The sequence below is a fragment of the Bacillus sp. NPDC094077 genome (genome assembly GCF_050279465.1).
In the GTDB taxonomy this organism is placed as follows: Bacteria; Bacillota; Bacilli; order Bacillales; family Bacillaceae_G; genus Bacillus_A.
The window spans coordinates 450820-464511 of the sequence record NZ_JBNNUF010000001.1 but is presented as its reverse complement, the minus strand read 5'-3'; the positions used below and the strand labels follow the sequence as shown (position 1 = coordinate 464511).

12 protein-coding genes are annotated in these 13692 nt (G+C 36.5%); 10 read left to right on the top strand and 2 right to left on the bottom strand.

Going from position 1 to position 13692, the window contains the following annotated elements; translation table 11 throughout:
• Nucleotides 1-20: 20 nt before the first annotated feature.
• Nucleotides 21-1262, bottom strand: a complete 1242-nt coding sequence (locus ACQKNR_RS02245) for a nucleotidyltransferase (RefSeq protein ID WP_427315800.1) — start codon at nucleotides 1260-1262, stop codon at nucleotides 21-23.
• Between the two features lie 153 nt (nucleotides 1263-1415).
• On the opposite strand from ACQKNR_RS02245, the gene ACQKNR_RS02240 reads away from it, so the two are divergent.
• The 3 genes from ACQKNR_RS02240 to ACQKNR_RS02230 all read left to right on the top strand — a co-directional run bounded on the left by ACQKNR_RS02240 (nucleotide 1416) and on the right by ACQKNR_RS02230 (nucleotide 2785).
• On the top strand, nucleotides 1416-1916 hold the full coding sequence (locus ACQKNR_RS02240) for a YceD family protein (RefSeq protein ID WP_193410071.1): 501 nt from the start codon (nucleotides 1416-1418) through the stop codon (nucleotides 1914-1916).
• 61 nt (nucleotides 1917-1977) lie between these two features.
• Nucleotides 1978-2151, top strand: a complete 174-nt coding sequence (gene rpmF / locus ACQKNR_RS02235) for a 50S ribosomal protein L32 (protein WP_001984764.1) — start codon at nucleotides 1978-1980, stop codon at nucleotides 2149-2151.
• A gap of 127 nt (nucleotides 2152-2278) precedes the next feature.
• Nucleotides 2279-2785 carry an RsfA family transcriptional regulator gene (locus ACQKNR_RS02230; protein WP_427315051.1) on the top strand — a complete coding sequence of 169 codons (507 nt, stop codon included), beginning with the start codon at nucleotides 2279-2281 and terminating at the stop codon, nucleotides 2783-2785.
• A gap of 35 nt (nucleotides 2786-2820) precedes the next feature.
• On the opposite strand, the gene ACQKNR_RS02225 is transcribed toward ACQKNR_RS02230, so the two are convergent.
• Entirely contained in the window at nucleotides 2821-3294 is a 474-nt protein-coding gene (locus ACQKNR_RS02225) for an N-acetyltransferase (RefSeq protein WP_427315049.1), read from the bottom strand.
• Between the two features lie 297 nt (nucleotides 3295-3591).
• Here ACQKNR_RS02225 and panE point away from each other — a divergent pair, with 297 nt between their 5' ends.
• From panE to murE, 7 genes are all read left to right on the top strand, one after another.
• Nucleotides 3592-4476, top strand: coding sequence for a 2-dehydropantoate 2-reductase (panE, locus tag ACQKNR_RS02220; protein WP_427315798.1), 885 nt, complete (start codon nucleotides 3592-3594; stop codon nucleotides 4474-4476).
• Nucleotides 4477-4555: 79 nt separating this feature from the next.
• Nucleotides 4556-6172, top strand: a complete 1617-nt coding sequence (gene bshC, locus ACQKNR_RS02215) for a bacillithiol biosynthesis cysteine-adding enzyme BshC (RefSeq protein ID WP_427315047.1) — start codon at nucleotides 4556-4558, stop codon at nucleotides 6170-6172.
• A 368-nt stretch (nucleotides 6173-6540) separates the two neighbouring features.
• Nucleotides 6541-7473 carry a 16S rRNA (cytosine(1402)-N(4))-methyltransferase RsmH gene (gene rsmH / locus ACQKNR_RS02210; protein WP_427315045.1) on the top strand — a complete coding sequence of 311 codons (933 nt, stop codon included), beginning with the start codon at nucleotides 6541-6543 and terminating at the stop codon, nucleotides 7471-7473.
• A 15-nt stretch (nucleotides 7474-7488) separates the two neighbouring features.
• A complete protein-coding gene (ftsL, locus tag ACQKNR_RS02205) occupies nucleotides 7489-7851 on the top strand; it encodes a cell division protein FtsL (RefSeq protein ID WP_098684461.1) in 363 nt (120 codons plus the stop codon).
• A gap of 72 nt (nucleotides 7852-7923) precedes the next feature.
• Nucleotides 7924-10023: a penicillin-binding protein gene (locus ACQKNR_RS02200; RefSeq protein WP_427315796.1), complete on the top strand. Its 2100-nt coding sequence runs from the start codon at nucleotides 7924-7926 to the stop codon at nucleotides 10021-10023.
• A gap of 81 nt (nucleotides 10024-10104) precedes the next feature.
• A complete protein-coding gene (locus ACQKNR_RS02195; protein WP_427315043.1) occupies nucleotides 10105-12021 on the top strand; it encodes a stage V sporulation protein D in 1917 nt (638 codons plus the stop codon).
• A 193-nt stretch (nucleotides 12022-12214) separates the two neighbouring features.
• Nucleotides 12215-13690, top strand: coding sequence for a UDP-N-acetylmuramoyl-L-alanyl-D-glutamate--2,6-diaminopimelate ligase (gene murE / locus ACQKNR_RS02190; protein ID WP_427315041.1), 1476 nt, complete (start codon nucleotides 12215-12217; stop codon nucleotides 13688-13690).
• The last annotated feature ends 2 nt before the right edge of the window (nucleotides 13691-13692 follow it).

The following is a 13692-nucleotide window of genomic DNA, read 5'->3' as shown; positions in this document are numbered from 1 at the left end:
CTAAAATAGAGAGGTTTTTCTTATAGAAATTTTGCAGTTGTTTCATCGTAACGAATTGGATGATGTGTTACGTCCTGTTTTAGTAATTGTGTCCGTAATGGTTCTTGCATGATGGAGAAATATACAGAATTCGCTTTTCGTTCTATATCTAAAGTAGGATGGTTAAATGTTTTTGTATGGGTAAGGATTGGAAGTTCTATTTTTTTCTTATTTTTTGAAAGATAAGTTTGTCCTTTTTGTGACATGCCGAGTAGACGGATATACGGAGCGTGTTGTTCTATATTTGCGCTATGTATTTCTTCTTTTGTTGTGTTTGTTAAAATGTGTGTACAAGCTCTTTGTAATCTAGTCCATGTATAACGTTTTGTTTTTAATGCTTCCATGAATGAGTGGAAGGTGTAACTGCATTGTATTTTTGATAAAATACGATGCTCTAAACCTTCTTCTATTTCATAAATATGTCGTAAGTCTTGAGAAGACATCGTCATGAGTTTGTATTTGAAAAATGAAAAGTATTGTTCCCAATTATGTAATATCCCGTAGTTTTGTTTGTAATTTGCTAAAAGTGAAGCGGTTGCTTTCGGGATAAAAGGCTCAATTGCTGTGAATGAACCTTTTTCGCTAAAGAGTTGTTTACGAATACTTGTTGCGCTTGCGATATTTTGGTCATTAAATGTTTCATCATGATAATGAGAGGCGAATCTTTTTATAGTTTGCGCTTGGACCGAACTATTTTGTGAGAGAATCGCTTTGATGTATTGGAAGCCTAAAATATTATTCGGTTGAGACATGTCTATGTTTTTTTCGGATGGTAAAATGTGTGAAAAAGCTTCAGATGTAGCTTTTGCGTAACTATTACCTGCATCCATAAATTGCTTTACAAGACGATTGAAAGTATCTTCTTCGTTTTTTTGTACAGAGATGGTATTATAAAAATTTTCGATTTGTCCATCTTCACTACCAAAACAAATTTCAGAAACACGAAGGGCGTTTAAAATGGAAATAGCACCATTTGCAAAGGTTTCAGCCTTTTGTGTTGCGAAGGCGTATGGAAGCTCTACAACAAGGTCTACGCCGCTTGATAAGGCCATCTTAGTGCGATACCACTTGGAAATGAGTGCAGGCTCACCACGCTGTAAAAAAGGGCCACTCATAACAGCGATTGTAATATCAGCCTGTGTTAAGTTTTTTGTTTGTTGCACATGATAAGCATGACCGTTGTGAAAAGGGTTATATTCAACAACAATACCACTAGCTTTTATGGTAATCTCTCCTTTCGATGTAGCATCTTTTTAGAAAACGTGATAATCTATATATTATTTCCTATGATGACTTCATTATAGTGTAAAGAAAAAACATTGACAAATATAAAATGGCTAGCTATAATTTTGTTTGTTGCCTTGAGGTGATATGATATGAAATGGTCCATCCATCAATTGAATAAATTGAGAAATAAAGGATTGACATTGGATGAGATGGTAGATGTAAGTGAGCTAAAAGAGGTCGAGAAAGAAATTCGCGAAGTTACTCCTGTTCATGTAACGGGAAGAGTTGATTTTGGCTCCGGTAAGTTTACGTTTCATCTACATATAACTGGAAGCATGGTTTTACCATGTTCTCGCTCTTTAGTAGATGTGACATTACCATTTGACATTAAAACAACTGAGGTGTTCCAAACTTCACAAGAAGAATTTGAAACTGAAGCTGAAATTCATTGTTTAGAAGGAGAAGTACTTGACTTACTGCCCGTAATCAAGGAAAATATACTTTTGGAGATTCCAATGCAAATTTTCAGTGATGACGTTTCTGGTGGAGCACCGACGCAAGGTCAAGACTGGCAAGTGATTTCGGAAGAAAACAAAGAAAAGCCTGTTGATCCAAGGTTAGCAGGTCTTGCAAAGTTTTTTGACAAATAATCGGAAGACTGGTTCAGGCCTTCATATGAAAATAACTATTTCTTTTAAGGAGGTGGGAAGAATGGCTGTACCTTTTAGAAGAACTTCTAAAACAGTAAAAAGAAAGCGTCGTACGCATTTCAAATTATCAGTACCTGGTATGGTAGAGTGCCCAAGCTGTGGTGAAGCGAAATTAGCTCACCGTGTATGTAAAGCATGCGGTACTTACAAAGGTAAAGAAGTAATCAGCAAGTAATTGCAAAAAATAAACGTAGAAGATATCTTCTACGTTTATTTTTTTGTCTAATTATTTATTTGTTGTATTCTATCTTTTCTAGTAACTGCATATGCTTAATAAAAAATGCATAGGGAGGACTAGAGAGATGGCGACAACAAGACAAGATGCTTGGACTGATGATGAAGATTTGCTTCTGGCAGAAGTAGTACTCCGGCATATTCGAGAAGGTGGAACGCAACTTTCTGCCTTTAAAGAAGTTGGGAGACATTTGTCTCGTACACCAGCAGCATGTGGATTTAGATGGAATTCTTACGTTAGAAAGCAATACAAAGAACGTATTGAAGAAGCGAAGCAACTTCGTAAAGTAGAAAATTATGAAGTGAAAGAGACAAAGGTATTAGAGCCTACGTCAATTACATTGAATGATGTTATTGATTTCTTACAAAATTATAAAGATGAAAACTCTTTAATAGTGTTACAACAACAAATTGAATCGTTACAAACAGAGAGAGAACGCCTTCTGGAGCGATTATCAGTATATGAGGAAGAATATAGAACGTTGCTTGATTATATCGATCAAAAAAGAAGTGTGATGGTAGCGGAAAGAAATAGTGCTCGTTCGAATGGGAAATTAGAGAAGTTAAAAAAATAAAAAAACAGCTGTTACGCAGCTGTTTTTTTATTTTTTTAAGCGGACTCTTCCTTTGTAACCGCATTCATATTTGCTTCTGGGTGCCAAATATAAAAATCACCATCGGTTACTGATACAGGTTGGAAATTTAACTTATCCCAAAAACCAGCCGAATGGATACGTGCTATCGTTTTAATTGGAAATTGTAGTTGTTTCGCGTAATTTACAAGCATTTGTCCGAATCCTTGTTTTTGAAAAGTCGGTAGCACTTCAAGTTTATAAAGTTCTAGGTAAGGACCTGTAATTTCGAATGGTTCTCCGCCGTTCCTTTTCATATATAGACTCATACGTGCGATTAGTGATCCGCCATAATAAATGCCGTAAAATGGAGATTCACTATCATTTTCAATAATGTTTGCTTGTAATTCTTCCAGCATGGATAGTTCTTGAGCTCCACACCCTTTAAATTTTTTAAATTCATCTAATGTTTTATAATTGATGAGCAAGCGCTCAACTTTTGGGAATCCCATTACATCACATCCTTTTCTTATCTTGTTGAATGCAGAAAAGTAAAAATATTTATAATAATATTATAACTCATTTTTTTGTTTTTATGAAGAAGATAGTATATTTCTTTTATTATTTTTTTGAGGATTTGCTAAACTAAGAGTAGAAGCATACTAATAGGTATTATATACATAGTGAAAGAAGAGATTGTATTTGTTTGTCAGGAGACAGTGACATTATAGGCTGTGTTTATGTAAGTTAGGAAGATATAAAAAAGGGGGGGCAGGCAAGGGAATGTAATTTGAATTCCTTGTGTGAAAATGAAAATTGGAATTGTGGGACCAGGGGCTATCGGCCTATTGTATACATATTATTTACAAAAAAGTAATCAAGATGTTACGTTGTTTACAAGAACGGCTAAGCAGGCTGAAGAATTGAATGGAACGGGTATAACTTGTATTAGAGATGGGAGAAGTGAAACGGTATTTCCATCTGTTTTACCGATAGAAAGTATGCTAGATCAGAAGTTAGATTATATATTTATTGCTGTGAAGCAATATCATATAACTGACATATTACCTTTTGTGCAGGAAGAATCATCATTAATCTTTTTGCAAAACGGAATGTCACATCTTCATGTTATGCAAAAAATAGGGAATGAACATATAGCTGTTGGTATTGTAGAGCATGGTGCGAAAAAAGAAGAGATGCATACAGTTCATCACACTGGAATAGGTGTTACGAAGTTTGGATTAGTGCGTGGTCAATCTATCCATTTTAAAAAAATATTTAATTGCTTTTCCTTTCCTCATTTTCCGCTTCAAATAGAATCTGATTGGAAGGACGTTATGCACAAAAAATTAGTCGTTAATGTATGTATTAATCCGTTAACAGCATTATTACGAGTTCAGAACGGAGAGTTGATTACGAATCCGTTTTTTTATCAAATGATGGAGCAAGTATTTCAGGAAGTCGTTTTTCTTGTGAAAGAAGAAAAGGAAATTGTATGGCAAATGGTGCGACGTGTATGTGAAAGAACGTCTCATAATACATCATCTATGCTGGCAGATGTAAGAGCGACTAGACAAACAGAAATCGATGCGATTGTTGGATATGTATTAGAAGAAGCTAAGAAACAGCAGCGCCAAGTTCCGACGCTTCAATTTTTGTTCGATGCAATAAAAGGGCTAGAAGCAAAAGTATAAGTGTTATTCTTTGCTTTTACGTGTAACATTGACTACAATGTGGATTGGTGAGAGAACTGGATACGAAAGGAAGAATTATATGGAGATAAAAGAAATCTCTGTTCCGCAACAAGGTGTTGTAGCGGACTATATGAACGGTAAAAAAGAGATACAGTCGTGTTTTGATTATATGTTAACAGAAGAAGCTTTTAAACAACGTTTACATGATTTGCGTGAAAGGGAGTTTTTCCGTCGAGATTTAGTAGCGCATTTATTAGAATATAATACAAAATTGCAAGCGGGAGAATCTGCAATTCAAAATATAAAAGCGCTTGAAGATGAAAATACATATGTTGTTATAGCTGGACAACAAGCGGGGTTATTAACTGGACCGCTGTATACCATTCATAAAATTATTTCAATTTTACAGCTTGCGAAGGAAAAGGAAGAAAGTTTAGGAGTTAGAGTTGTTCCTGTCTTCTGGGTTGCGGGTGAAGACCATGATATGGATGAAATTAATCATACTTTTGTAACGAAAAATAAAAAAATAAAAAAGACTATTTTTCATGATCGTAATCCGAAAAAGGCGAGTGCTTCTGAGGCTGAACTTTCTGTTGAAGACTGTAGAAAGTGGATTGAAGAGATTTTTAAAACGTACCCAGAAACGAATTTTACAAAGGATGTATTACGATTTGTTGATGATGCTTTGAATAAATCGAATACGTATGTAGATTTCTTTGCTTACCTTATTACGAAAATGTTCACTAATTCTGGTTTAATTCTTGTTGATTCGCATCAGCCTGAATTAAGAAAGTTGGAAGTTCCGTTTTTTAAACAAATTATAAGTAAGTATAAAGAATTGCAAGAGGGGCTTCATAATCAACAAGAGGTAATTAAAAAGTTAGGGTATAAACCGATTATTGAAACAAAGTCTAATGCTGTGCATGTATTCATGGAAATTGATAATGAGCGAGTACTGCTTGAAGACATTCAAGGAAAGTTTGTTGGAAAAGATGGAGCACATTCTTTTTCATATGAAGAATTGATTGAAGAGATGGAGAGAAGGCCAGAACGTTTTAGTAATAATGTTGTAACACGTCCTCTTATGCAAGAGTATGTATTTCCTACGCTCGCATTTATTGGAGGTCCGGGGGAGTTAGCATATTGGAGTGAATTGCAACAAGTATTCCATGCAGTCGGTTTCCAAATACCACCTGTCGTTCCTCGTCTTACAATTACTTATGTGGAGAGAGATATAACGACAGATTTAAATGATTTACAGTTGCAAGAGAGCGATCCGTTTTTGAATAATATAGGTAACCTGCGTGAAAACTGGTTGACTAATCAAATAGAGGAACCGATTGATGAACGTTTTACAGAAGTGAAAAAAGAAATCGGTGATATTCATACATCATTACAGCAGTTTGTAAAGAAAATAGATCCAGGATTAAGTGCGTTTGCAGGGAAAAATGAATTGAAAATTAATGAACAAATCGAACTATTGGAAAGAATGTTGAAAAGAAATGTTGAGAAAAAACATGAGGTGCAGCTAAATAAATTCCGTCGTATACAATTTGCCCTTCGTCCATTAGATGCGCCGCAGGAGCGTGTGTGGAATGTGTGTTATTATTTAAATCGGTTCGGTTTGGATTTCATTGAACGAGTAATGGAAAACTCATTTTCTTGGGACGGGAAGCATCATGTTATAAAACTATAGAATCTTGCTCTTTGGAGCAGGATTTTATTTTTATTCCGTTGAATTTACTGTGAAGTGATTTTTTTCTGAATTATCAATTAAAGATCAGTGAAGATTGTATGTATGCAGGATACTTAAATATATGACAAAATAGCACAAAATGTAAACGTATTATTCTCTTTTTCGACAGTTTTTTATTTAAATTCCCGCAAAAGATGATAAAATTTAGTATATAATAAAAGAAAATAACGATTTGTATAGTATGCTACCTTTGTTGGTAAGTTAACTGAGTCGTTCTTTAGTAGTATTTCGTTCTCTGATTGTGAAATATGTGTTTAGAGGAAGGAATGCGTTCAACATAATTAATTGGAAAAAGAGTAGGTGCAACAATGTTTAAACACGTAACAGTGCTTTTGAAAGAAACAGTAGACGGCTTAAATATAAAGCCAGATGGTACATATGTAGATTGTACGCTGGGGGGAGGAGGACATAGTTCTTATTTATTATCCCAATTAACTGATGGTGGAAAATTAATTGCGTTTGATCAAGATGAGATAGCGATTCAAAATGCGAAAGAAAAATTTTCTTCATACGGTGAGCAGTTTGTAACGGTAAAGAGCAATTTCCGTTATTTATCTGAAAAATTACAGGAATTAGGTATAACAGAAGTAGACGGTATTTTATTCGATTTAGGTGTTTCATCCCCACAATTAGATACACCAGAGCGTGGCTTTAGTTATCATCATGATGCACCGTTAGATATGCGGATGGATCAAGATGCCCCATTAACAGCATATGATGTTGTAAATAGCTGGTCATATGAACAACTCGTAAGAATTTTCTTCCAGTATGGTGAGGAGAAATTTTCAAAACAAATAGCAAGGAAAATTGAAGCATATCGCGAGAATAAAGCTATTGAAACGACAGGAGAATTAGTAGAACTAATTAAAGAGGGTATTCCAGCTCCTGCTCGTAGAACTGGTGGACATCCTGCGAAGCGAGTGTTTCAGGCAATCCGTATTGCTGTAAATGATGAATTGAAAGTATTTGAAGAAGCGTTGGAATCAGCAATCGAGATGGTCAAGCCTGGTGGAAGAGTTAGCGTCATAACATTCCATTCTTTGGAAGATCGTATTTGTAAAACAACGTTTAAGCGAAATAGTACAACGCCACAATTGCCGCCAGGGTTACCAATTATTCCAGATGAATTTAAGCCGAAATTAAAGCTCATTACAAGAAAACCGATTTTACCTTCTGATATGGAGTTAGAAGAAAATAATCGAGCGCGTTCTGCGAAGTTGAGAATCGCTGAAAAACGATAAAAGGGAGAGAGAGGTATGACTAATTTAGCTGTAAAGTACAAACAACAAGCGCAAGAAGAGGTACAGATTCAAACGCCCCCACAGCAGATGGTTAAGCCGAAGGTTAAAGCAAAGATTACAAGAATCGAAAAACTGATGTATGTAGCGTTTATTGGCTTTTTATTGTATGCCTGTGTAGCGTTTATTGGGAATAAAGCAGGCCTTTATCAAGTTAATGTAGAAGCAGCGACGATCGAAGAAAAAATTGTACAGCAGCAAAAAGAAAATCAAGAATTGCAGGCTGAAGTAGAGAAGTTAAGTCGCTATGAACGAATCGCTGAAGTTGCAAAAAAACACGGGCTAGAAATTAATGCGAATAATGTGAAAGGCCTCAAGTAAGGCAATAGGTGTGAAGGAAAGATGAAGAAAAATATGACTAAATTTCATACCAATAAGGGAGCAGGTTATTTTATGATATTTTTCCTCCTGCTCTTTTTGCTGTTATTAGCCCGATTTTTTTACATACAAGCAACAGGAACAGTGCATAATCATGACTTGGATGAACTTGCGAAGCAAAAACATAGTAAAACAGGAGTTCTCGAAGCGAATCGAGGAACGATTTATGACCAAAACGGTCATGTGTTAGCACAAGATGCAAACTCTTATAAACTTGTAGCGGAATTAAAAGGTGCTAAACCTGTTGAGAATAAAGAGGATACCGCAAAGAAAATTGCTGGAGTACTCGGAAAAGGCGAAGAGGACATTTTAGCTGCGTTAAATAAGGAAGGCAAAAGCCAAGTCGAATTTGGAACGCTAGGTAAGGATTTGACGAAAGAACAGAAGGAACAAATAGAAGCGTTGAAGTTGCCGGGAATATCTTTTATTACAGAAAATGCAAGGGTGTATCCAAACGGTGATTTTGCATCTTACGTCATAGGTCATGCGAAACCAAATGATAAGGGAACCTCGGTAGGCCAATTTGGCTTAGAGAAAAGTTTGGATAAATATTTAAGTGCTTCTAACGGAGAAGTAGCTTATACAGGTGATCGTAAAGGTGTATCTCTCGATGGTGGAAAAGTGAATGTAAAGGCACCTAAAAATGGAGATAACGCGTATTTAACAATCGATCAACGTATACAAAGTTATTTGGAAGAAGCGATGAAAGCGGCAGGTAAGCAATATGATCCAGAAAGTCTAATAGGGATTGTTGCAGATCCGAAAACTGGAAAAATATTAGCGATGTCCACTAAACCTAGTTATGACCCTAATGATCGTCAAATTAAATATTTCTTCAATGATGCGATTTCAAATGCATTTGAACCTGGGTCAACAATGAAAATTTTCACATTAGCGGCAGCTATTAATGAAGGTGTGTACAAGGGACAAGATTATTATCAGTCTGGTACATATCAAGTTGGCAACCGAAAAATAAAAGATCATAATGGCGGTGCGGGATGGGGCTCTATTCCATTTGATGAAGGGGTAGAGCGCTCTTCAAACGTAGCGTTTGCAATTTTAGGGGATCAAAAACTTGGTCCAGAACGGTTCCGTAAATATATCCATGCTTTTGGGCTGGATGAGAAAACAAATATTGATTTACCTGGTGAAGGTTCGAATACAATTTTATTTGATCAGCAAATACAGCAAGTAACAACAGCATTTGGACAAGGTTCTACTGTAACGCCAATTCAGCTTGTACAAGCTGCAACAGCCATTGCGAATGATGGGAAAATGATGAAACCATATGTAATTGACAAAATTGTAGATCCGATAACAGGGCAAGTAAATTTAGAACATAAGCCAGAAGAAGTCGGAAAGCCTGTCACGAAAGAAACAGCAGCGCAAGTAAGACAATTGTTAGAGCGTGTTGTTACATCTCCGAAAGGAACAGGAACAGCTTATAAAGTCGATGGATATTCAGTTGGTGGTAAAACAGGGACAGCGCAAATTCCGGATGGAAAAGGTGGTTATATGACAGGAAGAGAGAATTATATATTCTCATTCTTAGGGATGGCGCCGATGGACGATCCGCAACTTGTTGTGTATGTAGCTGCTAAACAGCCGAAATTGAAAGATGATGAGAGCGGTGCACAGCCTTTAGCTGATATTTTTAAATATGTAACAAAAAATAGTTTAGAGTATTTAAAGATTAAGCCAAATGAAGTGAAAGATCCGAAAAAACAGTTGAAAAAACAACAAACTGCTGTTCCAGATGTAACTGGTAAAACGATGGATGAAGCGGGGAAAGCGATTGATAAAGCAAAACTCCGTCCAATTGTACTAGGTGAAGGGAAAGTGCAGCAACAAGTACCAAAAGCGACTGAACAAACATTAAAAGGTGATCGAGTCTTCTTAGTGGGAGATAAGCCTACAATGCCAAATATACAAGGCTGGGCATTGCGTGATGTTATGAATTTAGCAAAAACATTACAGCTTAACTTAAAACCTTCGGGTACCGGGTACGTAACTGAGCAAAGTGTGGCAGAAGGAACGCTGCTGCAACCGGGTACAGAATTAGGTGTCACACTCGTACCACCTCTCGAACCGCAACAAGAAGCAGAAAAGCCATAATGGAAATAAGCAAGAAGTTCTAATTAAATAAGTACAAGCATATATTGGAACAAGCTAGGCGTAAGGGAGGTTTGTTCCAATATGCGTGTATCAAATGTAACGGTTAGAAAACGACTTATTTTTATACTCATATCGGGTATACTTATTTTCACTATCATCGATATTCGTCTTGGATATGTGCAGTTTTTTCTTGGGAATATGTTAACGGATCGTGCAAAGGATTCGTGGAGTCGTAATATTACTTTTGAGCCTGAAAGAGGGAAAATTTTAGATCGAAATGGTGTGGAACTTGCCACAAATAAAAGTGCCCCGACGGTATTTGTTGTACCGAGGCAAATTGAAAAACCAGCAGAGACTGCAGAGAAGTTAGCTGCAGTATTAGGTGTGGAAAAAGACGAGATTTATAAGAGGATTACAAAAAAAGAATCGATTGTAAGGTTAGATAAGGGCGGAAGGAAAATATCACATGACAAAGCAAAAGAGGTACGAGGATTAAGTTTGAAGGGTGTCTATATCGCAGAGGATTCTATCCGGTACTATCCATTTGGGAACTTTTTATCACACGTATTAGGTTTTGCAGGTAGCGATAACCAAGGTCTTATGGGACTAGAAAAATATTATGATAAAGAGTTAAATGGGGATAAAGGTCATGTGCGTTTTTTTGCAGATGCGAAAGGCCAAAGGATGCCAAATATTGGTGATGATTTCAAAAAACCAGAAGCGGGTTTGAATTTAGGATTAACAATCGATGCGCGTATTACAAGGATTATGGAAAGAGAAATGAATATCGCAGAGTCAACGTATAATCCAGACGGTATGATTGCAATTGCAATGAATCCAAAAAACGGTGAAATTTTAGGCATGTCGAGTCGCCCGAGTTTTGATCCAGCAGATTTTCAAAGTGTTTCTCCAGAAGTATATAACAGAAATTTACCTGTATGGAGTACGTATGAGCCTGGTTCAACATTTAAGATCATTACGTTAGCTGCAGCATTGAATGAAAATTTAGTAGACTTAGAGAAAGATACGTTTTATGATGATGGAGCAGCTGAAGTCGGTGGAGCTAGATTGAAATGTTGGAAAGCGGGAGGTCATGGTAGCCAAACGTTTTTAGAAGTCGTTCAAAACTCATGTAACCCAGGGTTTATTGAACTTGGTGATCGTCTTGGTAAAGACCGATTGTTTAAATACATTCGTAATTTTGGCTTTGGACAGAAGACTGGAATCGACTTGCAAGGTGAAGGTAGTGGGATTTTATTTAATTTAGATAAAGTTGGCCCAGTCGAGCAAGCAACAACTTCATTCGGCCAAGGGGTTTCTGTTACACCGATTCAACAAGTAGCAGCTGTAGCAGCGGCTGTTAATGGTGGAACATTGTATCAACCGTATATAGCTAAGGAGTTTATAGATCCGAAAAATAATCAAGTTGTTAGCAAAAAGACACCTGTTGAGAAAAGAAAAGTTATTTCCAAGGAAACTTCAGAAAAAGTTCGTTATGCATTAGAGAATGTTGTAGCAAAGGGATCTGGTAAAGGAGCTTACATTGATGGATATCGTGTAGGTGGAAAAACAGGTACTGCTCAAAAGGTGAAAGATGGTAAATATTTAGAGAATAATTATATAGTATCTTTTATTGGTTTTGCTCCAGCGGATGATCCGCAAATTGTTGTTTATGTAGCTGTTGATAATCCAAAAGGAGTCACACAATTTGGTGGAGTAGTAGCAGCTCCAATTGTTGGGAATATTCTTCGGGATGCACTTCCTGTTATGGGAGTGAAACCGAGAAAAGAACAAGTTGAGAAAGAATACAAATGGGGCGATACACCAACCGTGGAAGTTCCGAATTTAATTGGAATGAAAAAGAAAGACTTACAAACACAACTTGTCGATTTGAAGCTTGATATAAGTGGAGATGGAGAGAAAGTAATTAAACAATCACCAGAAGCTGGAGCTAAAGTAAAAGAAGGCTCAAAAATTAGAATTTACTTCGGGAATTAAAGGTAACATAGTGTGTTTTATGGTACAATTGGTGGAAGTGAGTTCTTTATAGAAGAGTTACTTAATTTGAGACAGTAAGTGTCTCATTCATGAATTGGTCAGTAGCACTTACCTCCTATTTTATATCATTAGGAGGTAACGTGTTTCTTACTGAAAAAGAGATAAATAAACAATGTAGAGAGGGTTTAGTGAAATGAAGTTGCATACACTTGTATCATGTTTGCATGATTTTCCAGTTGTTCCAAAAGAAAATCCAGAAATCACATCTATAGAAGCTGACTCGCGTAAAGTGACAGAGGGAAGCTTATTTGTATGTATGAAAGGATATACGGTTGATAGCCATGATTTTGCTAAGCAAGCAGCGGCACAAGGAGCGGCTGCTATTGTTGCGGAAAGACCAATTGATGTTGACGTTCCAGTTGTACTTGTGAAAAACACTTTTCGTTCGTTAGCGGTTTTAGCTGATTATTTTTATGGTCAACCAACACACAAGTTACATTTAATTGGGATTACAGGTACAAATGGAAAGACAACAACATCGCATATAATGGATGAGATTATGCGAGCACATGGTCATAAAACAGGGCTAATTGGAACGATTAATATGAAAATCGGTGATGAAACATTTGAGGTGAAAAATACAACACCAGATGCACTAACACTTCAACAGACGTTTTCAAAAATGGTTGAACAAGGTGTGGATAGCACAGTAATGGAAGTTTCGTCGCATGCATTAGATCTTGGCCGTGTGCACGGATGTGATTACGATGTAGCGGTGTTTACTAATTTAACACAAGATCATTTAGACTATCATAAAACGATGGAAGAATATAAACATGCAAAAGGATTACTATTTGCACAGCTTGGCAATAGTTATAATCATAATCGTGAAAAGTACGCTGTATTGAATAACGATGATGATGTAACAGAAGAGTATATGAGAAGTACTGCGGCAACTGTTGTAACATATGGTATTGATGCAACGAGTGACATCATGGCGAAAGATATCGTTATGACGAGTGGCGGGACTACATTTACGCTTGTAACACCGTATGAAAGTGTAAATGTTACGATGAAATTGATAGGTAAATTTAATGTATATAACGTACTTGCTGCAACAGCGGCAGGACTTGTTTCAGGCGTGAATTTAGAAACAATCATTGATGTTATAAAGAACCTAGCTGGGGTTCCAGGACGTTTTGAAGTTGTTGATGGCGGACAAAATTATACAGTTATTGTTGATTATGCACATACACCAGATAGCTTAGAAAATGTATTGAAAACAGCGCAACAGTTTGCCAAAGGAGATGTATATTGTATCGTTGGTTGTGGCGGTGATAGAGATCGAACGAAGAGACCAATAATGGCAAGTGTTGCAACAAAATATGCAACTCATGCCATTTATACATCCGATAATCCAAGAAGTGAAGATCCAGCGGCTATTTTAGAGGATATGGTACCTGGTGCAAATGGGAATAATTATGAAGTAATTATCGATAGAAAAGAAGCGATATACCGTGCAATTGCGAAAGTGAAAGCTGAAGACATCATTATTATTGCGGGTAAGGGTCATGAAACGTATCAAATTATTGGTAAAGAAGTTCATCATTTTGACGATCGTGAAGTTGCTAAAGAAGCAATTACAGGGCGTTTAAACAACGAAGAGTAACA